The sequence below is a fragment of the Bradyrhizobium dasycarpum genome, from assembly GCF_042019905.1.
Lineage (GTDB): Bacteria > Pseudomonadota > Alphaproteobacteria > Rhizobiales > Xanthobacteraceae > Bradyrhizobium > Bradyrhizobium japonicum_B.
The window spans coordinates 2,046,645-2,069,800 of sequence record NZ_CP169574.1 but is presented as its reverse complement, the minus strand read 5'-3'; the positions used below and the strand labels follow the sequence as shown (position 1 = coordinate 2,069,800).

At 65.1% G+C, this 23,156-nt stretch carries 20 protein-coding genes and 1 pseudogene; 10 read left to right on the top strand and 11 right to left on the bottom strand.

The window, feature by feature from the left end; translation table 11 throughout:
- Window positions 1-37: 37 nt before the first annotated feature.
- A pseudogene (locus tag ACETMP_RS10300) lies at window positions 38-1,850 on the bottom strand (ABC-F family ATP-binding cassette domain-containing protein).
- Window positions 1,851-1,852: 2 nt separating this feature from the next.
- Complete coding sequence (locus ACETMP_RS10295) at window positions 1,853-2,344, bottom strand: YaiI/YqxD family protein (protein ID WP_375160852.1); 492 nt, start codon at window positions 2,342-2,344, stop codon at window positions 1,853-1,855.
- Between the two features lie 106 nt (window positions 2,345-2,450).
- Between ACETMP_RS10295 and ACETMP_RS10290 the strand changes: the two genes are divergently transcribed.
- The gene (locus ACETMP_RS10290) at window positions 2,451-3,251 is read left to right on the top strand and encodes a hypothetical protein (protein WP_375160851.1); all 801 of its coding nucleotides are present in this window, start codon (window positions 2,451-2,453) and stop codon (window positions 3,249-3,251) included.
- Window positions 3,252-3,493: 242 nt separating this feature from the next.
- Here ACETMP_RS10290 and ACETMP_RS10285 read toward each other — a convergent pair whose 3' ends face one another.
- The gene (locus ACETMP_RS10285) at window positions 3,494-5,866 is read right to left on the bottom strand and encodes a xanthine dehydrogenase family protein molybdopterin-binding subunit (protein ID WP_375160850.1); all 2,373 of its coding nucleotides are present in this window, start codon (window positions 5,864-5,866) and stop codon (window positions 3,494-3,496) included.
- Between the two features lie 209 nt (window positions 5,867-6,075).
- Between ACETMP_RS10285 and ACETMP_RS10280 the strand changes: the two genes are divergently transcribed.
- Window positions 6,076-7,149: a Ppx/GppA phosphatase family protein gene (locus ACETMP_RS10280; protein ID WP_375160849.1), complete on the top strand. Its 1,074-nt coding sequence runs from the start codon at window positions 6,076-6,078 to the stop codon at window positions 7,147-7,149.
- 1 nt (window position 7,150) lies between these two features.
- Entirely contained in the window at window positions 7,151-7,870 is a 720-nt protein-coding gene (locus tag ACETMP_RS10275) for an RlmE family RNA methyltransferase (protein ID WP_375160848.1), read from the top strand.
- A gap of 124 nt (window positions 7,871-7,994) precedes the next feature.
- On the opposite strand, the gene ACETMP_RS10270 is transcribed toward ACETMP_RS10275, so the two are convergent.
- On the bottom strand, window positions 7,995-9,485 hold the full coding sequence (locus ACETMP_RS10270) for an MFS transporter (protein WP_375160847.1): 1,491 nt from the start codon (window positions 9,483-9,485) through the stop codon (window positions 7,995-7,997).
- A 451-nt stretch (window positions 9,486-9,936) separates the two neighbouring features.
- On the opposite strand from ACETMP_RS10270, the gene guaB reads away from it, so the two are divergent.
- The 3 genes from guaB to ACETMP_RS10255 all read left to right on the top strand — a co-directional run bounded on the left by guaB (window position 9,937) and on the right by ACETMP_RS10255 (window position 13,187).
- Entirely contained in the window at window positions 9,937-11,430 is a 1,494-nt protein-coding gene (guaB, locus tag ACETMP_RS10265; RefSeq protein WP_375160846.1) for an IMP dehydrogenase, read from the top strand.
- Between the two features lie 265 nt (window positions 11,431-11,695).
- A complete protein-coding gene (locus tag ACETMP_RS10260) occupies window positions 11,696-12,718 on the top strand; it encodes an NADP-dependent oxidoreductase (RefSeq protein WP_375160845.1) in 1,023 nt (340 codons plus the stop codon).
- 172 nt (window positions 12,719-12,890) lie between these two features.
- Window positions 12,891-13,187 (top strand): hypothetical protein, encoded by a 297-nt coding sequence (locus ACETMP_RS10255; protein ID WP_375160844.1) that lies wholly within the window; start codon window positions 12,891-12,893, stop codon window positions 13,185-13,187.
- A gap of 13 nt (window positions 13,188-13,200) precedes the next feature.
- Here the strand turns inward: ACETMP_RS10255 and ACETMP_RS10250 are convergent, their stop codons facing one another.
- Together ACETMP_RS10250 and ACETMP_RS10245 are read right to left on the bottom strand one after the other, a co-directional pair.
- Window positions 13,201-14,043, bottom strand: coding sequence for a metallophosphoesterase family protein (locus ACETMP_RS10250; protein ID WP_375160843.1), 843 nt, complete (start codon window positions 14,041-14,043; stop codon window positions 13,201-13,203).
- A gap of 69 nt (window positions 14,044-14,112) precedes the next feature.
- Window positions 14,113-14,727, bottom strand: a complete 615-nt coding sequence (locus ACETMP_RS10245) for an acriflavin resistance protein (protein ID WP_375160842.1) — start codon at window positions 14,725-14,727, stop codon at window positions 14,113-14,115.
- Between the two features lie 160 nt (window positions 14,728-14,887).
- Here ACETMP_RS10245 and ACETMP_RS10240 point away from each other — a divergent pair, with 160 nt between their 5' ends.
- Together ACETMP_RS10240 and ACETMP_RS10235 are read left to right on the top strand one after the other, a co-directional pair.
- A complete protein-coding gene (locus ACETMP_RS10240) occupies window positions 14,888-15,310 on the top strand; it encodes an MAPEG family protein (RefSeq protein ID WP_375160841.1) in 423 nt (140 codons plus the stop codon).
- Window positions 15,311-15,337: 27 nt separating this feature from the next.
- On the top strand, window positions 15,338-16,639 hold the full coding sequence (locus ACETMP_RS10235) for an RsmB/NOP family class I SAM-dependent RNA methyltransferase (protein ID WP_375160840.1): 1,302 nt from the start codon (window positions 15,338-15,340) through the stop codon (window positions 16,637-16,639).
- Between the two features lie 161 nt (window positions 16,640-16,800).
- Here ACETMP_RS10235 and ACETMP_RS10230 read toward each other — a convergent pair whose 3' ends face one another.
- The 4 genes from ACETMP_RS10230 to ACETMP_RS10215 all read right to left on the bottom strand — a co-directional run bounded on the left by ACETMP_RS10230 (window position 16,801) and on the right by ACETMP_RS10215 (window position 19,351).
- A complete protein-coding gene (locus ACETMP_RS10230) occupies window positions 16,801-17,010 on the bottom strand; it encodes a cold-shock protein (protein ID WP_008141931.1) in 210 nt (69 codons plus the stop codon).
- Window positions 17,011-17,273: 263 nt separating this feature from the next.
- Window positions 17,274-17,606 (bottom strand): DHCW motif cupin fold protein, encoded by a 333-nt coding sequence (locus tag ACETMP_RS10225; protein WP_375160839.1) that lies wholly within the window; start codon window positions 17,604-17,606, stop codon window positions 17,274-17,276.
- 108 nt (window positions 17,607-17,714) lie between these two features.
- Window positions 17,715-18,824, bottom strand: coding sequence for an endonuclease/exonuclease/phosphatase family protein (locus ACETMP_RS10220; RefSeq protein ID WP_375160838.1), 1,110 nt, complete (start codon window positions 18,822-18,824; stop codon window positions 17,715-17,717).
- Window positions 18,825-18,979: 155 nt separating this feature from the next.
- Window positions 18,980-19,351, bottom strand: coding sequence for a nuclear transport factor 2 family protein (locus tag ACETMP_RS10215; protein WP_375160837.1), 372 nt, complete (start codon window positions 19,349-19,351; stop codon window positions 18,980-18,982).
- A gap of 150 nt (window positions 19,352-19,501) precedes the next feature.
- On the opposite strand from ACETMP_RS10215, the gene guaA reads away from it, so the two are divergent.
- Together guaA and ACETMP_RS10205 are read left to right on the top strand one after the other, a co-directional pair.
- Complete coding sequence (gene guaA, locus ACETMP_RS10210) at window positions 19,502-21,100, top strand: glutamine-hydrolyzing GMP synthase (protein WP_375160836.1); 1,599 nt, start codon at window positions 19,502-19,504, stop codon at window positions 21,098-21,100.
- Window positions 21,101-21,393: 293 nt separating this feature from the next.
- On the top strand, window positions 21,394-22,674 hold the full coding sequence (locus tag ACETMP_RS10205) for a tyrosine-type recombinase/integrase (protein WP_375160835.1): 1,281 nt from the start codon (window positions 21,394-21,396) through the stop codon (window positions 22,672-22,674).
- Here ACETMP_RS10205 and ACETMP_RS10200 read toward each other — a convergent pair.
- A complete protein-coding gene (locus ACETMP_RS10200; RefSeq protein WP_375160834.1) occupies window positions 22,604-22,900 on the bottom strand; it encodes a helix-turn-helix transcriptional regulator in 297 nt (98 codons plus the stop codon). The genes ACETMP_RS10205 and ACETMP_RS10200 overlap by 71 nt on opposite strands.
- Between the last annotated feature and the right edge of the window lie 256 nt (window positions 22,901-23,156).

Sequence of the window (23,156 nt, the reverse complement as noted above, 5' to 3'; positions counted from 1 at the left end):
ATCGATGGGTTTCGCTGCGCTCTACCCATCCTACGGTTCAAGCCTGTTCAATCTCTTCACGCAGCATTTCGAGTTCGAGCCAGCGCTCCTCGGCGGCCGACAATTCTTCATGCGCCTTGGCGATGGCGGCCGACGTCTCGTCGAATTTTTTGCGATCTTTCGCATAGAGACTGGGATCGTCCAGCACGCGCTGCAGCCTGGCGATGTCGGCCTGCAACGTCTCCATCTTCTTCGGCAGCGTCTCCAGCGCGTGCTTCTCGTTGAAGCTGAGCTTGCGCTTGGGCACGGACGAGGGAGCGGCGGCGCGCTCCTCCTTCTTCTCCACAGAGGCTTGCGCTTTCGGCGCTTCGCGTTTCAAATCTGCACCGCGCTGCGTGAGCATGTCGCTATAGCCGCCGGCATATTCGATCCACTTGCCGTTGCCCTCGGGCGCGATCACGGAAGTGACGACGCGGTCGAGGAAGTCGCGGTCGTGGCTGATCAGGATCACCGTGCCCTCGTAATCGCCGAGCATCTCCTCGAGCACGTCGAGGGTTTCGAGATCGAGATCGTTGGTCGGCTCGTCCAGCACCAGGAGGTTCGAGGGCTTGGCCAGTGCGCGCGCCAGCATCAAGCGGCCACGCTCGCCGCCGGAGAGCACCTCCACCGGCGTGCCGCGCTGCTCCTGCGCGAACAGGAAATCCTTCATGTAGCCGACGACGTGCTTCGGCTTGCCGCCGACCATGATTTGGTCGCCGCGGCCGCCGGTCAGGGCCTCCGCCAGCGTCGATTTTGGATCGAGGCTTTCGCGGTGCTGATCGAGCGTGGCTACCTCCAGATTGGCTCCGAGACGTATCGTCCCGGAATCCGGCTGCATGCCGCCAGTGAGCAGGTTGACCAGCGTGGTCTTGCCGGCGCCGTTCGGCCCGATGATGCCGAGGCGGTCGCCGCGCTGGATGCGGGTTGAAAAATTGTCGACGATCTTGCGCTCGCCATAGGCCTTGGTGATGCCCTTCGCCTCGATCACCAGCTTGCCGGATTGCTCGGCTTCGCTGGCTGCGAGACTGGCGGTGCCAGCGGTGCCGCGATAATTGCGACGCTGGTCGCGCAACGCATGCAGGTTGGCGAGGCGCTTGACGTTGCGCTTGCGCCGGCCGGAGACGCCGTGGCGCAGCCAGTGCTCCTCGTCGACGATCTTGCGGTCGAGCTTGTGCTGGTCGCGCTCTTCCTCGGCCAGCACCTCGTCGCGCCAGCTCTCGAACGAGGCGAAGCCGCGGTCGATCTGCTTGATCCTGCCGCGGTCGAGCCAGGCGGTGGAGCGCGAGAGATTGGTGAGGAAGCGGCGGTCATGGCTGATGATGACGAGGGGCGCTGCGGCGGCTGTCGAGCTCCCGCTCCAGCCATTCGATGGTGGCGAGATCGAGATGGTTGGTCGGCTCGTCCAGCAGCAGAATGTCGGGCGAGGGCGCCAGCACATAGGTCAGCGCCGCGCGGCGGGCCTCGCCGCCGGAAAGATCGTGCGGGTTCTCCTCGCCGGTGAGGCCGAGCTGCTCCAGGAGATAGCGCGCCTGATGCTGGTCGTCGCCGGGCGCGAGCCCGGATTCGACGTAAGCAAGCGTGGTCTTGTGCGCGCCGAAATCAGGCTCCTGCGGCAGATAGCGCACGGTGGCGCCGGGCTGCACGAAGCGCGTGCCGCCGTCGGGCTCGACCAGCCCGGCCGCGATCTTGAGCAGCGTCGATTTGCCGGAGCCGTTGCGGCCGATCAGGCAGACCCGCTCGGATGGCGCGACATTGAGCTCGACGCCCGACAGCAGCGGCGTGCCGCCGAAGGTCAGCCTGATGTCCTTGAGTTGGATCAGCGGCGGCGCCATCGTCAACCCTGAGATGTTGCGGCTTGGCCCGCACGGCGGCGCTGGATCCGGCGCAGCGTCTGGTCGAGCGCCGAGAGGAAGGCGGAGCGGTCGCGCGGCGCGAACGATCTGGGGCCGCCGGTGACCTCGCCGGCCGAGCGCAGATCGGTCATCAGATTGCGAACCGCCAGCGTCATGCCGATCGATTCCTCCGTGAACGGCTTGCCGTTCGGCGCGATCACGTCGGCGCCGGCCTTGACGCAGCGGCTGGCGAGCGGGATGTCCGAGGTCACCACGACGTCGCCGGGGCGGGCGCGCTCGGCGATCCAGTCATCGGCGGCGTCCATACCGCTCCCTGCGGCAATACGCTCGATCAGCGGGTCCTGCGGCACGCGGATGAAATTGCCGGCGACCACGCTGACGGGCACGCCATGCCGGAGCGCCACGCGGTAGATCTCGTCCTTCACCGGACAGGCGTCGGCGTCGACATAGATGCGGGTGGGAGTGTCGGTCATTCGCCGCGTGGTACCCCATCCGGGCCGCAAAGGCGAGGGGATTGACCGCTGTTCCCCGGGGTCTACGATCGGCCTTGAAGCAACAAGAATATGGGGAACGCCGACCATGCCGAACCGGCTCGAAACCTACCGCGTCGAGGCCTACAACACCGCCAAACAATCCGAGAACAAGATGCATGACGACAAGGTGGCGCAGCGCTTCGGCTTTTCCGGCGGGCTGGTCCCGGGTGTCGACGTCTTCGCCTACATGATGCACGTGCCGATCGCGCGCTGGGGGCGTGATTTCCTGTCGCGCGGGCTGATCGAGGCGCGCTTCATCAAGCCGGTCTATGACGGCGAGACCGCCGATGTCGACGCCACCGAGCACAACGACGTGCTGACCATCGAGGTGTTCAGCCGCACCGAGCTCTGCGCGACCGGGACGGCCTCGCTGCCGGCGTCCGCGCCGGCGGTGTCGCTGGACGATTATGTCGCGGTGCCCGTGGCGGCCGAGCGCAAGCCGGTCGGTCCCGCGACGTTCGAGACGGGCAAATGGCTCGGCACGGCGCCGCGCCGATGGATCGGGCAGGACGCGGCGGACTATCTCGCCGACGTCAGGGAGAAGGATCCGATCTTCGCGCGCGAGGGGCTTGGCCATCCCGGCCTGATCCAGCGCGTGATGAACCGCGTGCTGGTCGACAACACCATTCTGGGCCCCTGGATCCATGTCGGCAGCCGCATGCAATTGCTGTCGGCCGCGCGCGCCGGCGACGAGATCACCGCGCGGGCCAGGGTCACTGCGAACTACGAGAAGAAGGGCCACCGCTTCGTCGAGCTCGACGCGCTGGTCGTCGCCAACGGCACCACGCCGCTGGCGCATTGCCAGCACACCGCGATCTACCAGCCGCGCGAGCAGGCGGCGGCGTAATTTACCGACAACGTCATTCCGGGGCGATGCGAATCATCGAACCGGAACGACTGGTGAGGTTCGAGCGCGGTGTCATGCCCCGGCTTGACCGGGGCATGCCCCGGCTTGACCGGGGCATCCAGTACGCCGAGACTTCTCGGCTGAATCACAACCGCCCCTAAAATACTGGATCGCCCGCCTTCGCGGGCGATCCAGTTGTGAGTGAGGAAGCGGAGAGTGTCCGTCTCTACAAACGGCCCCCCTTACGCCGCCTTGGCCTTCGCGTCCTGGATCGCGCGCCACACCCGCTCGGGGGTCAGCGGCATGTCGATGTGCTTGATGCCGTAGTCGGAGAGCGCATCGATCACCGCGTTCACCACCGTCGACAGGCTGCCGGCGCAGCCGGCTTCGCCGCAGCCCTTGCTGCCGAGCGGGTTGGTGGTGGCGGGCACCGGATGATCGCCGATCGTCATGTTGGGGACGTCCTCGGCGCGGGGCAGGGCGTAGTCCATCAGCGAGCCCGTGATCGGCTGGCCGCTGTCGTCGTAGCGGATCTGCTCCATCAGCGCCTGCCCGATGCCTTGCACGACGCCGCCATGAAGCTGGCCTGCGACCAGCATCGGGTTGATCACCGTGCCGAAATCGTTGACCGCGCTGTAGCGCACGATCTGCACCACGCCGGTGTCCGGGTCGATCTCAACCTCGGCGACGTGGCAGCCGTTCGGGAACGCCGAGGCGATCGGTTCGCTGGTGTGATCGACGTCGAGGCTGTCAGGCACGCCCTCGGGCACCTTGCCGTCATGCAAGCGCTTGGCGAGCTCCATGATGTCGATGCTGCGATCGGTGCCGGCGATCGTGAACCTGCCGCCTTCGAACTCGATGTCGGCCTCCGACGCTTCGAGCAGGTGCGCCGCCGCGCGCTTGCCTTTCTCGATGACGAGCTTGGCGGCGCCCACGATGGCCTGGCCGCTCGCCATGATCGAGCGCGAGCCGCCGGTGCCGTTGCCGGTGTGGATGATGTCGCTGTCGCCCTGCACCAGCTTGATGTTCTCGAAGGGAACGCCGAGCTGCGCGCTCAGCACCTGCGCGAACGGCGTGGCATGGCCCTGGCCGTAATCGAGCGTTCCGGTGATGAGCTGCACAGTGCCGTCGGCGTCGAACACGATCTTCCCGAGCTCGGGGCTCGGCGGCGCCGTGACCTCGAGGTAGGAGCCGACCGCGATGCCGCGCAGCTTGCCGGCCTTGCTGCTCTCCTTCTTGCGTTTGGCGAAGTTCTCGTGGTCGGAGATCTCGAGCGCCTTGTTGAACACGGCCTGGAAGTCGCCGCTGTCATAGGTGACGCCGGATGAGGCCGCGAACGGGATCTGGTTCGGCTTGATGAAGTTGCGCTTGCGCAAGGTGAGCCGGTTGATGCCCATCTCGTCGGCGGCGCGGTCGATCAGGCGTTCCATGTAGTAGTTTGCTTCGGGCCGGCCGGCGCCGCGATAGGCGCCCATCAGCGTGGTGTTGGTCAGCACCACCTTGATGTCGACCGCCATCAGCGGCGTACGGTAGACGCTGGAAAAATTCTTGCCGGTGTTGAGCGAGAGCGGCCCGGGCGCAACGCCGGTGATGTAGGCGCCGACATTGCCGTAGCCGGACAGCCTGGCCGCCAGGAAGTGCCCCTCGGCGTCGAGCGCGAGCTCGGCATGGATCTTCTGCGCGCGGCCGTGGCTGTCGGAGAGGAAGGCGGTCGAGCGCTCGTCGAGCCATTTCACCGGGCGGCCCAGCGCCTTCGCCGCATACAGGATGCACATGTATTCGGGATAGTTGATGTTCTTCATGCCGAAGGAGCCGCCGACATTGGCGGTGAGGATGCGCACCTTCTCGTTCGGCACTTTGAGGTTCTTGGCGAGGTTGGCGCGGTTGCCGGCGACGCCTTGCGTCGGCACCTGCAGCGTATAGCGCTCGGTTTTATTGTCGTAGGAGGCTAGCCCAACGCGCGGCTCCATCGAGACCACGGCGACGCGGGTGTTCTCGATGTCGATCCTGGTGACGTGGGCGGCGCTGGCGAAGGCGGCGTTGACCTTGTCGACGTCGCCATAATGGTAGTCGAGCACGACGTTATCAGGAATGTGCTCATAGAGCTGCGGCGCGCCGGGCTTGGCGGCTTCCTCGGGGTCGGTCACCGCCGGCAGCGGCTCGACGTCGAGCTCGACCGCTTCGGCGGCATCGCGGGCCTGCGCCAGCGTCTCGGCCACCACGAAGGCGACGGGATCGCCGACGAAGCGGACCTTGTCGGTCGCCAGCGGCTGGCGGTTGGTCTGCAGCAGGGGCGAGCCGTCGCGGCTCTTCAGCGGCAGGCCGCAGGTGAAGGGGCCGTAACCGGCGGCGTCGAGGTCCTTGCCGGTCCATACGCCCAGCACGCCCGGCATCGCGTTGGCGGCATCGATCCCGATGCCGCGGATGATGCCATGGGCGTGGGTGGAACGGACCACCACGGCATAGGCCTGGCCGGGCAGGTTGAAATCGTCGGTATAGCGGCCCTTGCCGCGCACCAGCGTGTCGTCCTCCTTCCGGCGGACGGGTTGCCCGACGCCATATTTTTGCAGTGCAATAGCGTTCTCGAGCGTGGACGATTTGGTGTGTTCTTGCATGGAATTGACCTGAAAAGCCGGCATTTGCGCATTTTCGCGGCAGCATGGCACCGGACTTATCTGAGATAGCCCACGACCCCGTTCACGACAACGCACGAATGGGCATGGTCCTATGTGATGCGTTGTTGCGCATACCCGCCGCGCTGCTAATGTTTCAGGCGAAAAAGCAATTCCAGACCGGCCCGACCGGCCGCGGAAAGACAGTTTGTATGAATGACCACACGCGGCTCCGCGACGGCCATGCGCCGCACGGCGAGCTGGAGCGGTCGATGGCGGCAGTGGCGTTGGCCACCGAACCGGCGGCAGGCGCACAGGCGTCGGGAACCGGCGTCTATGCGGCGCTGGACCTCGGCACCAACAATTGCAGGCTGCTGATCGCCTGTCCGACCCAGGACGGCTTTCGTGTCGTCGATTCCTTCTCGCGCATTATCCGGCTCGGGGAGGGTGTCTCGGCGACCGGCTGCATCAGCGAGGCCGCGATCGAGCGCGCCATCGCCGCGCTCAGCATCTGCCGCGACAAGATCAACCTGCGCAAAGCGCGCCGGCTGCGGCTGATCGCAACCGAGGCCTGCCGCGCCGCCTCGAATGCCGAGGGGTTCCGCAGCCGCGTGGCGGCCGAGACCGGCATCGAGCTGGAGGTGATCGACCGCGAGACCGAGGCCGCGCTTGCGGTGCTCGGCTGCTCGCCGCTGGTCGACCCGAGGGGACGCGGCGCCATCCTGTTCGACATCGGCGGCGGCTCGACCGAGCTGGTGCGGATCGAGCGCGACCCGGAAAACCCGGAGCCGCGCATCAAGGCCTGGATGTCGATCCCCTATGGCGTGGTCACGCTCGCCGAGCAGTTCGGCGGACGCGACGTGACGCCGGAGATCTACGCTGCGATGGAGCAGGAGGTCGCGAACCACGTCGCGCCGTTCGCGGAGGAGCACGGCGACGATCTCGCCGACATGCACCTGCTCGGCACCTCGGGCACGGTGACGACGCTCGCCGGCATCCATCTCAACCTCGCGCGCTACGACCGCCGCCGCATCGACAGCATCTGGATGAACGATTCCGACATCGCCGCGACCATCAACAAGCTGCTCGGCATGAGCTACGAGGAGCGCGCGTCCAACAACTGCATCAGCGTCGAGCGCGCCGATCTCGTGCTCGCCGGCTGCGCCATCCTCGATGCGATCAGGCGCGCCTTTCCGCTGCCGCGCCTGCGCGTCGCCGACCGCGGCCTGCGCGAAGGCATGCTGGTCGAGATGATGCGCGAGGACGGCGCGCTCAGGAGCTGGTGAGATGGCCAAGGACACCACCGGCCGCTTGCACGTCCAGGTCAAGACCAAGGTCAAGACCGGCGGCAAGCGCAAGCTGTCGTCGAAGCTGTGGCTAGAGCGGCAGCTCAACGATCCCTATGTCGCCAAGGCCAAGGCCGCGGGCTATCGCTCGCGCGCGGCGTTCAAGCTCTTGGAGATCGACGACAAGTATCGGCTGTTGAAGCCCGGCATGGCCGTGGTCGATCTCGGCGCCGCGCCCGGCGGCTGGAGCCAGATCGCCGCCAAGCGCGTCGGCTCCACGGAAGGCAAGGGCAAGGTCGTCGCGATCGATTTGTTGGAGATGCCCGAGATTCCCGGCGTCGATTTCGCGCAGCTGGACTTCATGGACAACGACGCGCCCGAAAAGCTCACCGCGATGCTGGGCGGCGGCGCCGACGTCGTGATGTCCGACATGGCCGCCAACACCACCGGCCACCGCAAGACCGACCAGCTCCGCATCGTCGGCCTGGTCGAGACCGCAGCCGCCTTTGCCTGCGACGTGCTCAAGCCCGGCGGCGCGTTCCTGGCCAAGACGTTCCAGAGCGGCGCCGACGCCGACCTGCTCGCCCAGCTCAAGCGCGACTTCGCCACGGTGCGGCACGTGAAGCCGGCCGCGAGCCGGCAGGATTCCTCGGAACGCTACGTGCTGGCCACGGGATTTCGCGGCGAGGTCACGGGATTTCGCGGCGAGGTGAAGGCTTAGCCAGTGGTACTCCGTCATTCCGGGGCGCCTCGAAGAGGCGAACCCGGAATCTATTTCTCAACACGTTCCGAGGCACGATGGATTCCGGGTTCGATGCTGCGCATCGCCCCGGAATGACGAGAGATTACCCCAGCCGCTGGTCCCGCACGTCCTGTGTGTCTTCGCTCGCCGCCTTGACGGCGGCCTTCTCTGCGCCCTTGCCGGCGCCCTTGCGGCTCGCGATCTCCACGGCCTTGCGGCCGGAGATCTCGTGGCCGGCATCCGCCGGCATCTGCCAGAAGAACCAGCTCGACGCCGCCGAGGCCAGCGCGACCACGATGAAGGCCGGCGCAAAGACCGTGGCGTTGATCTCGCTGACATGGCTGAACCACATCGTGGTCTCGACGCAAGCCGCGCCGACGGCGACGCCGGCCGAGATCGCCAGCTGCTGGTTGACGCTGACCAGCGTGGTGGCGCGGCTCATCTGTGCGGTCTCGACGTCGGCATAGGCGACGGTGTTGATCGCGGTGAACTCCAGCGAGCGGAAGAAGCCGCCGACCACCAGGATGACCATGATGATGAGCAGCGGCGTCGTCACCGTGAACAGCGCGCAGACGGCGAGGAAGAATGCGCTGACGATCGCGTTCACCGTCATCAGATTGCGGAAGCCGAAGGTGCGGATGATGCGTGCCGCCAGCGTCTTCATGCCCATCGCGCCGAGCGAGGAGGCGAAGGTGACGAGGCCGGAATGAAACGGGGAGAGGCCGAAGCCGATCTGCATCAGGAGCGGCAGCAGAAACGGCAGCGCGCCGATGCCGAGCCGGAACAGGAAGCCGCCGAACACGGCCGCGCGCAGGGTCGGCAGCCTCAACAGCGAGAAGTCCAGCACTGGCGACCCCGTGCGCCGGGCGTGCAGGACATACAGCGTCATCGAGATCGCACCGCCCACCACCAGCGCGGCGACCGTGCTCCACGGCAGGAGATTGAGCCCGGCCACCGAGAGTCCGAACGCGATGCCGGCAAGCCCGATGCCCGCGAGCACCATACCGTAGAGATCGAACGGCTCCCGGGTCTCGCTCTTGATGGGATCAATGAAGCGCAGCGCCATGAAGATGCCGAGCAGTCCGATCGGGATGTTGATCAGGAAGATCCAGTGCCATGACGCGTAGGTGGTGATGAAGCCGCCGAGCGGCGGGCCGATCACGGGACCTATCAGGGCAGGCACCGTCACCCAGGCCATGGCGTTGACCAATGCGCTCTTATCGACCGAGCGCAGCAGCACGAGGCGCCCGACCGGCGTCATCATCGCGCCGCCCATGCCTTGCAGGATGCGCGCGAACACGAAATCGGTGACGGAGGTCGAGAGCGCGCAGCCGACTGAGCCCACCATGAACACGCCGACCGCGACCGCGAACACCATCCGCGCACCGAAGCGGTCGGCGGTCCAGCCGCTCGCGGGAATGAACACCGCGAGCGACAGCAGATAGGAGGTGATCGCGAGCTTGAGCGTCAGCGGACTGGTGCCGATGTCGGCCGCGATTGCCGGCAGCGAGGTGGCGATGACCGTCGAGTCCATGTTCTCCATGAACAGAGCCGTAGCCACGATCAGCGGAATGACGCGTTGCTTGTCGACCATCAGGATAATGAAATCGGAAGGAGGGGTGGAGTTGCGGCTTATCACCGCCGCCCGCTGCCGACCATTGCGGATCGGCGCATGGCACCTAAATCCTGCGTAACAACGGTGTGACCCTCAGCCTCCGTCATTTCGGGGCGCGCCCGTTGGCGCGAACCCGGAATCTATTAGGCCGCAGCGTCGCTGCGGGATGGATTCCGGGTTCGCGACTTCGTCGCGCCCCGGAATGACTGCGGAGGGGCTTACACGGGCCATCTACGCCGAATTTACCTTGAAAAAGCCTGTGCATGGCTGGCCGGCGGTCCGAATTGCTTTGATTCGTCGCGCGGCCGTGCTATCGACCCGCGTCAACCCCACCGATGGGCTCCGATTCTCAAGGCGATGCCGCAAGGTACGCCGAGGGCGGCGCTCATCCATTAGCATTTGCGGCAGGGCCGCAGGAAGGAGTTGGCAAATGGCCACGGTGCAACTTCAGGGCATCCGCGAAGCCTTTACGTTCGACGACGTGCTGCTGAAGCCGGGCCTGTCGGACGTCATGCCCGGCGAGGTCGACATCCGCTCCCGCGTCACCCGCGCCATTCCGCTCAACATCCCGATCATGGCCTCGGCCATGGACACCGTCACCGAGGCGCGCATGGCGATCGCGATGGCGCAGGCCGGCGGCCTCGGCGTCATCCACCGCAATTTCGATCCCGAAGGGCAGGCCGTCCAGGTGCGGCAGGTCAAGCGCTACGAGTCGGGCATGGTGGTGAACCCGCTCACCATCAGCCCCGAGGCCTCGCTCGACGACGCGCTCAAGCTGATGAGCGACCACGGCATCTCCGGCATTCCCGTGGTCACCGGCGCCGGCAAGAACATGCCCGGTAAGCTGGTCGGCATCCTCACCAACCGCGACGTCCGCTTCGCCACCGACCGCCGGCAAAAAGTCTCCGAGCTGATGACGCATGAAGGCCTCGTCACGGTGCGCGAGAACGTCAGCCAGGAGGAAGCGCGGCGGATGCTGCATCAGCATCGCATCGAGAAGCTGCTCGTGGTCGACGAGCAATATCGCTGCGTCGGCCTGATCACCGTGAAGGATATGGAAAAGGCGGTCGCCCATCCGCTGGCCTGCAAGGATGCGCAGGGGCGGCTGCGCGTTGCAGCCGCCACCACCGTCGGCGACACCGGCTTCGAGCGGACCGAGCGGCTGATCGATGCGGGCGTCGATCTCATCGTCGTCGACACCGCGCACGGCCATTCCCGTCACGTGCTGCAGGCGGTGAACCGCATCAAGCGTCTGTCCAATTCGGTGCAGGTCGTCGCCGGCAACGTCGCCACCACCGAGGGCACCCAGGCGCTGATCGATGCGGGCGCCGATTGCATCAAGGTCGGCATCGGCCCGGGCTCGATCTGCACCACCCGCATCGTCGCCGGCGTTGGCGTTCCCCAGCTCACCGCGATCATGGACGCGGTGGAGGCGGCGAAGAAGGCCGACATCCCCGTCATCGCCGACGGCGGCATCAAGTTCTCCGGCGACCTTGCCAAGGCGCTCGCGGCCGGTGCCGACATCGCCATGGTCGGCTCGCTGCTCGCCGGCACCGACGAGACGCCCGGTGAAGTCTTCCTGTGGCAGGGCCGTTCCTACAAGGCCTATCGCGGCATGGGCTCGGTCGGCGCGATGGCGCGGGGATCGGCCGACCGCTACTTCCAGCAGGACATCAAGGACACGCTCAAGCTCGTGCCCGAAGGCATCGAGGGCCAGGTGCCCTACAAGGGCCCGGTCGGCAACGTCATGCACCAGCTCGCCGGCGGCCTTCGCGCCGCGATGGGATACGTCGGCGCGCGCGACATGAAGGAGCTGCACGAGAAGGCCCAGTTCGTCCGCATCACCGGTGCGGGCCTGCGCGAAAGCCACGTCCACGACGTCACGATCACGCGCGAGAGCCCGAACTACCCGGGCGGGGTTTAGGCTTTCTCCGCTCTGGCCCCGGACGCAGCGCAGCACCTCTTCGGTGATGCGCTGCAGAGCCGGGGCCCATGTCTCCGAATCCTGCCGTGTTGAATCCTGCCGTGTTGCAATCTGGGTTCCGGCTCTGCGCAGCAACGTTTCACGTTGCAGCGCGTCCGGGACACGAGACCTGTGCACGTCTCCGCATAACCGATCCACCGCTTTTGTATTGACGCGCTTCTCTCCCTCCGCTTCGCTCGCGCCAACGAAAACTCCGGAGGAAGTCATGTCCCAAGGCAAACGCATCGTTCTCGCCGCGCGTCCCGTCGGCGAACCCAAGCCGTCTGATTTTCGCCTGGAGGAATTCGCAGTTCCGACACCCGGGCAGGGTGAAGTCCTGCTGCGCACGATCTGGCTGTCGCTCGATCCCTATATGCGCGGGCGCATGAGCGAGGGGCCGTCCTACGCTGCGCCGGTGCCGGTCGGCGGGGTGATGGAAGGCGAGGCGGTCAGCGAGGTCGCGGCGTCCAACAATCCTGATTTCGCGGCCGGCGACATCGTGCGCATTCGTTCCGGCTGGCAGACCCATGCGATCTCGAACGGCAAGGGCCTGATCAAGGTCGATCCCAGGCTCGGCCCGATCTCGACTTCGATCGGCGTGCTCGGCATGCCCGGCATGACCGCCTACACGGGCCTGCTCGACATCGGCAAGCCGCAACCGGGCGAGACCGTCGTCGTTGCCGGCGCTTCCGGCGCAGTCGGCTCCGCCGTCGGCCAGATCGCGAAGATCAAGGGCGCACGCGCAGTCGGCATCGCCGGCGGCAAGGACAAGTGCGACTACGTGGTCAAGGAGCTCGGCTTCGATGCCTGCATCGATCACCGCGATCCCGATCTCGCCGCCAAGCTGAAGGACGCCTGCCCGAAAGGCATCGACGTCTATTTCGAGAATGTCGGCGGCGCCGTGTTCGAGGCGGTGTTCCCGCTGCTCAACCCGTTTGCCCGCGTGCCGGTCTGCGGCCTGATCGCCCATTACAACGATACCGAGGCCAAGCCGCCAAAATGGGCCGGCGCGATGATGCGCAACATCCTCACCAAGCGGCTGACCTTCCGCGGCTTCATCGTGTCCGACTTCGCCGCACGCCATGGCGACTTCCTGCGCGACATGTCCGGCTGGGTCCGCGATGGCAAGGTCAAGTACAAGGAGTTCGTCACCGAGGGCCTGGAGAGCGCGCCCGGCGCCTTCATCGGCCTGCTGAAAGGCGCCAATTTCGGCAAGCAGCTGGTCCGGGTCGGGCCGGACAAGGCCTGAGGCGACATGGGGCTGGGACTCCCGTGGCCGGAGCGCGACATGCCGTCTGGGAGATAGTTAACAAAGAGTCACCAAATGGCCACACCTGCCCGCAAAAGCCGCAGGTGTGACCGGCGGTTCATTGACGGGCTCGCGAAGGCATTGAATCATCGCGCATATTTTGGGTGTTGCGATGTTAGAGATCAGTGTTTTCTGCGTCATCCTGCTGGCGGCCGGCTATTGGACGACCATGTTCATCATGGGCCGTCGCGACGACGTCATCCACGGCAAGTTCGTCCATGCCGACGAGGAGGGCGATCAGACCCGTCCCGCGATGCCGGCACCGCCACCATTCCCGAAGCGCCCGGTCAAGGCCGTGCAACCTGCCAGGCAGCCATCCGCCAATGAGCTTGCGGCCAAGCCGGTGAACAGCGAGGCGCTACAATCCTTGCTCGCCGCGATCCAGCAGGATCTCAAGAGTATCGCCTAAGCCGATCGATGCGCTAGTGCTCGCCGTCCATCTGGGCGAGGAGCTCTTCGATGTCGACATCCACCTGGCCCGCGGCCCTGACGTGGCGGACCTCGAAACTGTCGGGGCGGAAGCGATATTCGACCAATCCGACTTCCTTGATCGCGACCCGGTCCTGCCGCCGATCGTTGATGATGAAGCCGGCCGACGGCGCCCAGACATGGCGGGTGTGGCGCCAGGTGAAGTCGCGCCGCTGATGCACGTGGCCGCTGGCGACGAGGCGCAAATTGATCGTCCCGAGCATCTCGAGCAGCCGTGCCCGCGCCGGCTGCGGCACGTAGCGGATCGAGGTCTCCGGCGTTTCAGGGGCGTCGGGCAGGTCGAGAAACAGCGGCTTGTGCAGGAACAGCGCGACCGGCCTGCCGTTCGTGCGCGCGAGCTCGAAGCTTAGCCAGTCGAATTGCTCCGCTTCGAAGGCGAGCCCTGAATTCAACACGAGCGAATTGAGGCCGATGAAGCGCCAGCCCGCGGCCTCGAATGTCCAATGATCCGCGCCGATGATGTCGCAGAACTGCAGCCGGTACGCCTCGCTGACCGGCGGCTTCGGCGCCGGCCCGATCGCGGTCGGATTATCGCCGATGTCGTGATTGCCGGGGATGTAGCGGCACGCGACGGGCAGGGCGTCGTGCAGGCTTTTCGCGAAGACCATATCGTCGCGGCCGGTCGGTCCGTCGAAGGAGACGTCGCCGGTGTTGACGACGAGATCGGGCCGATCGCCGTCGATACGCTCGCAAACCCGGTGGAAGTTGGCGATCAGGCCGGGGAAGCGGCGGCCGAGATGGGTGTCGGAAATCTGGGTCAGGCGAAATTCGGACATGCGATCAACTTACCCGGGGTCGCGCGTCGGAACGATGACGGCGCCGGCATGGATCGCAACGAACAAAGTTTAAAGCACGCGGTAGCGGATCGTGTAGCCGTCCTGCGGCGCGATCGGGCCGGCGAGCGGCGAGGCGATGCGGTCGGCGAGGTGCCAGGGGCCGAACTCGCCGGTGCGATGCGGTTCGGCGGGCAGGCGGAGGCGGAACTCGAACGTGCCCTTGCCCGGCAGGTTCACGACCAGCATGCGGTCCGCGGTGCGGTGGTTGAGCGCGACGGCGCCGCGCAGCAGGGCGCGGCCGCCATCGAGGTCGCGCACGCCGTCGATCAGCGCCAGCGTCTGGTTGCGGTCGGTGTGCAGCTCGATCTGGCTGTCGGTCATGGCCGTCAGCATCTCGCGGGGCATGCGGATCTCGAACTCGACGGCGGGCTTGGACGGATTGAGACCGAGATAGGCAAGCGCGGCGTGACGCATGTCGTAGGCGGCAAAGGCGAACAGGGCGAGCGCGGCGAGCGCCCCAAGGCCATGCCGGGCCACGTCGCGCCAGCTCCGGTAGCTCAGACGAAAATAGACCGTCATCGCCAGCGCGACCGCGAGTGCCATCGCGATGCCCGACAGCGCCGACATCAGGATACCGAGCTGGCCGTCGGCGGATACGGTCCAGAGGCTGGACAGGGTGGTCATGGCGCCATCTCGCCTTGGGCCCCGAGAGGGGCCGAAATCGCTTTAACTATCGGTGGTTGGTCGCAAGATCGGGAAGGCCGGTTCAACTCGCTGATTGTCAGCGTCGGAAGTCGCGGCTAATGACGGTCCGCACGGCGTTTCGCCTTCCGGGAAAGTTCCGATGTCCGTTCAAATGGTCTTGCTGCCGGTCTTCGTCCAGATCGGGCTCACCTTCGCCCTGCTGATCGGCATGGTCGTCGCGCGCCGCAAGACGCTGGTCTCGGGCGAGACCAGGATCCGCGACGTCGCGCTCGGCGAGCCGAACTGGCCCAAGGGCGCCACCCAGATCGCCAATTGCTACCGCAACCAGTTCGAGCTGCCGGTGCTGTTCTACGTCCTGATCGCGCTGGCTTTGCCGTTGCGCCGCGCCGATCTCTTCATCGTGCTGATGTCCTGGGTGTTCGTGGTGACGCGCTTCGCCCATGCCGGGGTGTTCGTCTCCTCCAACGATCTCGGCCGGCGCTCCACGGTCTGGCTCGCCGGCGTGCTGGTGCTGCTGGCGATGTGGATCTACTTCGCGCTGAAGCTCTTGTTGCTGATTTAGGCCCCATGCTGATCTGAAAGATCGAGAATGACCCCCGCTGCCCGGCTGTCCGCAGCCATCGAACTGATCGACACCATCGAGAAGGACCGCGTGCCCGCGGCCAAGGCGCTGAAGGAGTGGGGCACCGCGCATCGCTTCGCCGGATCCGGCGACCGCGCCGCCATCGCCGGCCTGGTCTGGGACGTGCTGCGCCGCTACGCCTCGAGCGCGTATCTGATGGATTCCGATACCGCGCGCGCCCGGCTGATCGGCATGCTCCGGCTCGAGCGCGACATGGACGCGGCGACGATGGGCGCCTTGTTCGACGGCAGCCGCTTCGCCCCGGCGCCGTTGACCGAGGCCGAGCAGGCTGCGCTCGCCTCGCGGTCCCTTGAGGGCGCGCCGGCCGCGATCGCCGGCGACTATCCCGAATGGCTGGATCCGCACCTTGCAAAGGTGTTCGGCGAGGACCGTGCGGCGGAGGCGGCAGCGATGGCCAGCCGGGCCCCGCTCGACCTGCGCGTCAACACGCTAAAATCCAATCGCGACAAGGTGCTGCGCAATCTTGCTCATCTTCATGCGAAACCGACGCCGTGGTCCGCAACCGGCTTGCGCATCGAGCTTTCGGCCGATGCGCGCAACCCCGGCATCCAGGCGGAAGAAGATTTCATCAAGGGCGCCGTTGAAGTGCAGGATGAGGGATCGCAGCTGGCGGCGCAGCTCACTGCGGCAAAACCCGGCGAGCAGGTGATCGACCTCTGCGCCGGCGCCGGCGGCAAGACGCTGGCGCTCGCTGCCCTGATGCAGGGCAAGGGCCGGCTGATCGCGACCGACCGCGACAAGCGCCAGCTCGCGCCGATCCACGAGCGGCTGTCGCGCGCCGGCGTGCACAATGCCGATGTGCGCACGCCCAAGGGCGAGGCCGATCCGCTGGCCGACATCCGCGCCTCGGCTGATCTGGTCGTGATCGATGCGCCCTGCACGGGAACCGGAACCTGGCGCCGTAACCCCGATGCGAAATGGCGCATGCGCCCCGGTGCGCTGGAGATTCGCCTGCGCGACCAGGCTGAGGTGCTGGCGCGGGCGGTTCCGCTGGTAAAGCCGGGCGGCCGTATCGCCTACATCACCTGCTCGGTGCTGGCGGAAGAGAACGGCGAGCAAGTGAGGGCGTTCGTCGCGCGCCATGGCGAGTTCGCGATCGTGCCGCCCGAGCAGACCGCAAGCGTGCTCTGGGACAAGGCGGACGATTTTGCGCAAGCCGCACGACGCTCGGACGAAGGCTGGCTGATGACGCCGCGGCGTACCGGCACGGACGGGTTTTTCGTGGCGGTGCTGAGGAAATCGGCCTGATCAACGCCGTCATTCCGGGCTCGCCCTGTGGGCGCCCCGGAATGACGGGGCCAAAAACAGACGGGACCAAAACAAAAGCCCCGCGAACCGGATCCCGGTCGCGGGGCTTTCTAACTCTGGCGTTCTGCCGGTACGTCCGCGGTCAGAACGTTGCGCGGGCGTTAGCCGACGCGGAGATTGTCAGCCGACGACTTGCCGCTGCGGCGGTCGGCGACGATGTCGAACGAGACCTTCTGACCCTCGTTGAGGGAGGAGAGGCCAGCGCGCTCGACGGCGCTGATGTGCACGAACACGTCCTTCTGGCCGTCGTCCGGCTGAATGAAACCATAACCCTTTTGGGTGTTGAACCACTTCACGGTGCCCATAGCCATGGGAATTTCCTTTAGTTAGTTAGAGAGAGTACGCACGTGGACCGGAACGCGGTTGCGCCCATAGCCCTGTTCAGTCGATGTTTGGAGAAGTCATCTGAAGCGTGCGCGCCCGTTAGCAACGAGGCGAAGCGGCCCAGTCGTTCGGCCAAGTATCGATGATCACAATATAGCGAGAATTTGGGGCCAGTTCAAGGCACCACCCGCGGCTCGGAACGTCGCAGGACTTTGCTATTTTGCGGTGCAAATTAACCGCTCGCCGCAACTCAGTCCACGATGAAGAGCGTCGCTCCGGTTGCGGTCGAGGACCGGTGCGCGGCGTCGCCGAAATCCGAGACCTGGTAGCTCATCCCCGCCGTCAGCTTGAAGGTGCGCCCGTCGCGCAGCTCGGAATCGAGCTCGCCCTTCAGCACGTAGAGCACGTGGCCGCGGTCGCACCAATGGTCGGCCAGATAGCCCGGCGAATATTCCACCATCCGCACCCGGAGCTCGCCGATATTAAGCGTGCGCCACAACGCCTGCCCCGTCTCACCAAGATGCGTGGTTGCCTCGATCTTGCTCCAGTCGGTGACGGTGAAGGGGGAGGTGGGGAGTTTCATGGGGGAGAATCCGGTCAATGCGGTTGTGCGGTCTCCCTCATAGCCCCAAACGCGACGGTCGCAAGTCATCGGCGCCGCCGGAGGGGGCCAGCGCCGACGGGCGGGCTGCTAGATATCGAGCTCGGCCCAGATTGCGGCATGATCGGAAGCGGCCTCGACTTCCCTGGTGATCGTCGGAAAATGAGGGAAGAGGTCGCCGTTCTTGCCGTCCCAGACGCCCAGGCGGAAGATGCCGCCGGCCGTCGCCTTGTCGAACAGGGCCGGTGACAGCAGGATGTAGTCGATCTTGTTCGACGCGGTGCCGTTCTTGAACGTGCCCGGGCGGCCGCCATCGTCGAACCCGTCGAGCTCGCTGATGTCCTTCAGCCCGGTTTGATGAAACAGCGGGCTGAGCGGATCGCTGTCCGGCGTGTCGTTGAAGTCGCCGATCACCGCGATGAAATCGTGCTGCTGGCGAAGCTGGCGATAGATGGTCGCGGTGCGTGCGGCCTGACGCTTGCGCTTGGCGTTGGACGTCGCCTGGGAGCCGAATCCCTTGCTCTTGAAGTGATTGGCGAGGATGATGAGCGAATTTCCTGCCGCCGTCTGGACCTCGAACTGCGCGCAATCCCGGCTGAAGATGAGGCCATCCTCGTCTTCGTCATCGACGTGGCTCGCGATCGAGACGATCTCGAACTTTTTCCTGGTCATGAGCCCGACATCGATGCCGCGATCGTCATTGCCGTCGATCAGCATGATGTGGTCGTAGGGCGTGGCCTCGACGGAGGGCATCACGTCCTTGCAGAACCGGACGAGGGCGGGCCGGCTTTCCGCTTCCACCACGCCGAGCACGTCCGCATCGACCTCCTTCATGACCCGCGCGGTGTTGCGTGTCGCCTCTTCGTTGACCTGCTCCATCGTCAGATCGACCCATCCGATCCAGTCGCCCCGTCCGTCTGCAACGACCTGGATCGGTCCGCTTTGCGGCCGCTTGACGAGATGGCCGCGATTCTGGCGCAGGATCGCGTATTTGTTCTCGTCGGACTTCTTGAGGCCGAGCACGTCCAGCAGCTCGACGATCTTCTTCTTGTCGTTCGCAGTGTATTTGTTCTTGCCGAGGATGGCGTTGATGTCGGCCTGCGCCTTCAGGATGGTCTTGCCTTCCTCCGAGAAGCCGGGACCGCTGAGCGCCCGCGCGCGCATGAAAAGGTTTTCCACGTTGAAGGATGCGAGCTTCATAGAAATCTCCCAGCGATGAAAAACAGAATTCAATCAATGGTAGAGATTATCAAAACCTTCGCATCAAGTCGAGGTGCTCGGTTGGTCGCAGGGCCGCGTGCGGCGAGCGGCGCCGGCCTTTCGTCATACTGTCACAATCAAGGTGCGGAGAACCGTCACCGCACCAGATGGTTTGCCGAGCCCTGCACGATCAGGCCCGCATCGTTCACCCGCAGATACTCGCAGATCTTCTTGCCGCGCTCGTTCGCGTAGAACACCACGACGCTGTCGGGGCTGACGAACAGATCGATCAGCGAAAAATGCAGCTGCGGCACCAGCCCGAGGGCCTTGCCCCAATAGGTGCGCAAGGCATCCTTGCCGCGCACCGTGCCGCTGGCGTCGAACCCGAGCATCGGGATGCGATCCGAGGTCATGACGGCGGCCTCGTCGTAGAGCGCGAGCACGCGCTCAAGATCACGCGCGTTCCAGGCCTCGACCCAGGTCCGGCCGAGCGCGGCCAGCGTTGCAGGTGGATGATGTTGTGACATGGCGTTTTCCCTGATCAGCCCCTGGTTCGAGCCGGTGGGCATAATAGGTCAATATTACTTACCTATCTGCGTTTGTCCATGCCCAAAGAAGCATGTGGGCGCGCCGCTACCGCGGTTGCGGCGCGCGCGGCGCCAGCGTATTTGCTGGCCATGACAGCAGCACAGAACGACCGCTCCGCGTCGACGCCATCCGTGGCCTCGGCGCATGACAAGATTCTCATCGTCGACTTCGGCAGCCAGGTGACGCAGCTGATCGCGCGCCGCGTGCGCGAGGACGGCGTCTATTGCGAGATCGTCCCGTTCAACAAGGCGGAAGCCGCCTTCGACGAGATGAAGCCGAAGGCGGTGATCCTCTCCGGCGGCCCTGAATCGGTGCATGAGGCCGGCTCGCCCCGCGCCCCGCAACGGATCTTCGAGTCCGGCGTGCCCGTGATGGGCATCTGCTACGGCCAGATGACCATGGCGGCGCAGTTAGGGGGCGAGGTCGAGGGCGGCCATCACCGCGAGTTCGGCCGCGCCGATGTCGAGGTGAAAGCGCCGAGCAAGCTGTTCGAGGACGTCTGGTCACCCGGCGGCAAGAACCAGGTCTGGATGAGCCATGGCGACCGCATCACAAAGATGCCGCCGGGCTTCTCCGTCGCCGGCACCTCGCCGAACGCGCCGTTCGCGATCATCCAGGACGAGACGCGCAAATATTACGGCCTGATGTTCCATCCCGAAGTGGTGCACACGCCGGATGGCGCCAAGCTGATCCGCAACTTCGTCCGCAAGATCGCCGGGCTCACCGGCGACTGGACCATGCGCGCCTTCCGAGAGGAGGAGATCGCAAAGATCCGCCAGCAGGTCGGCAAGGGCAAGGTGATCTGCGGCCTCTCCGGCGGCGTCGATTCCGCCGTCGCGGCCGTCCTCATCCACGAAGCCATCGGCGACCAGCTCACCTGCGTCTTCGTCGATCATGGCCTCCTGCGTCTCGACGAAGCCAAGACGGTGGTCGACCTGTTCCGCCACCACTACAATATCCCGCTCGTGCACGTGGATGCCTCCAAGCAGTTCCTGGGCGAGCTCGAAGGCGTCACCGATCCCGAAGCCAAGCGCAAGACCATCGGCCGCCTCTTCATCGAGGTGTTCGAAGCCGAGGCCAAGAAGATCGGCGGCGCCGACTTCCTGGCGCAAGGCACGCTCTACCCCGACGTGATCGAGAGCGTCTCCTTCACCGGCGGCCCCTCCGTCACCATCAAGTCGCACCACAATGTCGGCGGCCTCCCTGAGCGCATGAACATGAAGCTCGTCGAGCCCCTGCGCGAGCTGTTCAAGGACGAGGTGCGCAAGCTCGGACGCGAGCTCGGCCTTCCCGAGATCTTCGTCGGCCGCCACCCGTTCCCGGGCCCGGGCCTTGCCATCCGCTGCCCCGGCGAGATCACCCGCGACAAGCTCGACATCCTGCGCAAGGCGGATGCTGTCTACATCGACCAGATCCGCAAGCACGGCCTCTACGACGAGATCTGGCAGGCCTTTGCCGTGCTGCTCCCGGTGAAGACGGTCGGCGTCATGGGCGACGGCCGTACCTACGATTACGTCGTGGGCCTGCGCGCCGTCACCTCCACCGACGGCATGACCGCGGACTTCTACCAGTTCGACATGAAGTTTTTGGGCGAAACGGCGACGCGCATCATCAACGAGGTGAAGGGTGTGAACCGGGTGGTGTATGACGTCACCAGCAAGCCGCCTGGGACGATCGAGTGGGAATGATTCAAGCCCATCCGGGACTATCCCACAGTATCCCAAAAACCTCCGTAACACGCTGATAAACAAATTAAAATCATCCAGAGACGTTCGGGGACTATCGGCCGGCAGAGATCGCGGCTGACGTACTTCCTGACGGTGCGCCTCCGTATTGCGAAAACGGATTTTGTCCGATACCGTCAGGGTGAGAGCACCAAGTGACGGTCTTTTTTCGATCTAACTCACTGTAAGAGAAAGAGATTTTGTCGCGACGGTGCCCGAAAATGGCCTGACGGTCTTTTTTCGAGGAGATAGTCCCGATGTTGACGGATGCAGCCCTCAAGCACCTGAAACCAAAAGACAAAATTTACAAGGTGACGGACCGGGACGGCATGTATGTGCTCGTGAAGCCGTCGGGGACTCTCACTTTTCGGCTGGATTACCGGATGAATGGCCGGCGCGAGACCATCACGTTTGGCAAGTACGGCCCGGCTGGGCTGTCGCTCGCTCGTGCGCGAGAGTTGTGCATCGACGCTAAGCGGGCGATCGGTGAGGGACGATCGCCGGCGATTGAAAAGCAGCGGGAGAAGCGCCGGCTCCTGGAAGCGAAGAGCTTTGGTGAGTTCGGCGAGAAATGGCTGACCGCAGCGCCAATGGCGGACAGCACGCGGGCGATGCGCCGATCGATCTTCGAGCGTGAACTGCTCCCCAAATGGCGCAGCAGACTCCTGACCGAGATCACGCCCGACGATCTGCGAGCGCATTGCGGCGCCATCGTCGAACGCGGAGCGCCTGCGACGGCGATTCACGTCCGCGACATCGTCAAGCAGATCTACGGCTTCGCGATCTTGCATGGCGAGAAGGTCGCCAATCCAGCTAACGAGGTGGGGCCGGCCTCGATCGCGACGTTTGTGCCGAAGGACCGGTCACTCTCGCCGACTGAGATCAGGATCATGCTCAAGCTGCTCGAGAAGGTGGCGACGCTGCCGACCATCCGGCTCGGAATGCGGCTGTACCTGCTGACCATGGTGCGCAAAAGCGAGCTGCAGGATGCGACGTGGGATGAAGTCGATTTCGAAAATGCCGTCTGGACCATCCCAAAGGAACGGATGAAGCGCTCGAAGGCGCACAATGTTTATCTATCGCGACAGACCCTCGACATCATGATCGCGCTGAAGACCTGCGCCGGAAATTCGAGGTACCTATTGCCATCGCGCTACGATGCGGATGCACCTATGTCGCGCGCGACGTTCAACCGCGTCACATATGCGGTTGTTGAGCAGGCGAAGAAAGAAGGCCTGCCGCTGGAGCCATTCACGGTTCACGACCTGCGAAGGACGGGCTCAACCCTGCTCAACGAACTGGGGTTCAACAGCGACTGGATCGAGAAATGCCTTGCGCACGAGGACGGCCGCTCGTCACGGGGCGTTTACAACAAGGCGGAGTATGAGGTGCAGCGGCGCCACATGATGCAGGAGTGGTCGGACATCATCGACGCCTGGGTTGAAGGCAAGAAGCGCGTGCCGGTACTCATCCCGCCTTCGATGCCGCTGTTCGAGCCAGACCCGGCTCTCGAACAGGGCGCGACCGCCGTTGCCTGACGTCGGGCGACTGCGCGCGGGCAATGGGCGCCAATCTGCGCGTGGCCAACCAGGTTTCGACCTCCGCCAGATCCCAGACGACGCAGCGGGGTGAAAGGGCGAACCGTCGGGGAAACTCACCGCGCTGCTCCATTTCGTAGATTGTGCTGTCGGCAAGGGGCACGATTTCGCGCAGTTGCTGTCGACGGATGGTCCGCTTGATTGGAGTGTCATTTCGGTGAGCCATCATCGTCTCCTCAGCTCGTCTACTTGAGGAAATGAACGCGATAGGCCCCGAAAGGGAAGGGAGGAAATTCAGATGTCGGACAGCAGGATACTGTGGCGTACAAATAGAAAGCTGTCTGGCCTGGTATCGATGCGTTGCGCTGGTGGATTCGGATAGCGTGCTGCCCGGGACTTCGAGCCCGGCGCGATCACGCAGGTCATTGTGTAATCGCGTGCCACAGTCAGCCCGTTATGGTGCTTCCGATCCGTGTCAATCG

Bases quoted from the DNA above. Each gene is read 5' to 3' on its own strand.
- ACETMP_RS10295 (WP_375160852.1), bottom strand. From the start codon at position 2,344: ATGACCGACACTCCCACCCGCATCTATGTCGACGCCGACGCCTGTCCG.
- ACETMP_RS10290 (WP_375160851.1), top strand. From the start codon at position 2,451: ATGCCGAACCGGCTCGAAACCTACCGCGTCGAGGCCTACAACACCGCC.
- ACETMP_RS10285 (WP_375160850.1), bottom strand. From the start codon at position 5,866: ATGCAAGAACACACCAAATCGTCCACGCTCGAGAACGCTATTGCACTG.
- ACETMP_RS10280 (WP_375160849.1), top strand. From the start codon at position 6,076: ATGAATGACCACACGCGGCTCCGCGACGGCCATGCGCCGCACGGCGAG.
- ACETMP_RS10275 (WP_375160848.1), top strand. From the start codon at position 7,151: ATGGCCAAGGACACCACCGGCCGCTTGCACGTCCAGGTCAAGACCAAG.
- ACETMP_RS10270 (WP_375160847.1), bottom strand. From the start codon at position 9,485: ATGGTCGACAAGCAACGCGTCATTCCGCTGATCGTGGCTACGGCTCTG.
- guaB (WP_375160846.1), top strand. From the start codon at position 9,937: ATGGCCACGGTGCAACTTCAGGGCATCCGCGAAGCCTTTACGTTCGAC.
- ACETMP_RS10260 (WP_375160845.1), top strand. From the start codon at position 11,696: ATGTCCCAAGGCAAACGCATCGTTCTCGCCGCGCGTCCCGTCGGCGAA.
- ACETMP_RS10255 (WP_375160844.1), top strand. From the start codon at position 12,891: ATGTTAGAGATCAGTGTTTTCTGCGTCATCCTGCTGGCGGCCGGCTAT.
- ACETMP_RS10250 (WP_375160843.1), bottom strand. From the start codon at position 14,043: ATGTCCGAATTTCGCCTGACCCAGATTTCCGACACCCATCTCGGCCGC.
- ACETMP_RS10245 (WP_375160842.1), bottom strand. From the start codon at position 14,727: ATGACCACCCTGTCCAGCCTCTGGACCGTATCCGCCGACGGCCAGCTC.
- ACETMP_RS10240 (WP_375160841.1), top strand. From the start codon at position 14,888: ATGTCCGTTCAAATGGTCTTGCTGCCGGTCTTCGTCCAGATCGGGCTC.
- ACETMP_RS10235 (WP_375160840.1), top strand. From the start codon at position 15,338: ATGACCCCCGCTGCCCGGCTGTCCGCAGCCATCGAACTGATCGACACC.
- ACETMP_RS10230 (WP_008141931.1), bottom strand. From the start codon at position 17,010: ATGGCTATGGGCACCGTGAAGTGGTTCAACACCCAAAAGGGTTATGGT.
- ACETMP_RS10225 (WP_375160839.1), bottom strand. From the start codon at position 17,606: ATGAAACTCCCCACCTCCCCCTTCACCGTCACCGACTGGAGCAAGATC.
- ACETMP_RS10220 (WP_375160838.1), bottom strand. From the start codon at position 18,824: ATGAAGCTCGCATCCTTCAACGTGGAAAACCTTTTCATGCGCGCGCGG.
- ACETMP_RS10215 (WP_375160837.1), bottom strand. From the start codon at position 19,351: ATGTCACAACATCATCCACCTGCAACGCTGGCCGCGCTCGGCCGGACC.
- guaA (WP_375160836.1), top strand. From the start codon at position 19,502: ATGACAGCAGCACAGAACGACCGCTCCGCGTCGACGCCATCCGTGGCC.
- ACETMP_RS10205 (WP_375160835.1), top strand. From the start codon at position 21,394: ATGTTGACGGATGCAGCCCTCAAGCACCTGAAACCAAAAGACAAAATT.
- ACETMP_RS10200 (WP_375160834.1), bottom strand. From the start codon at position 22,900: ATGGCTCACCGAAATGACACTCCAATCAAGCGGACCATCCGTCGACAG.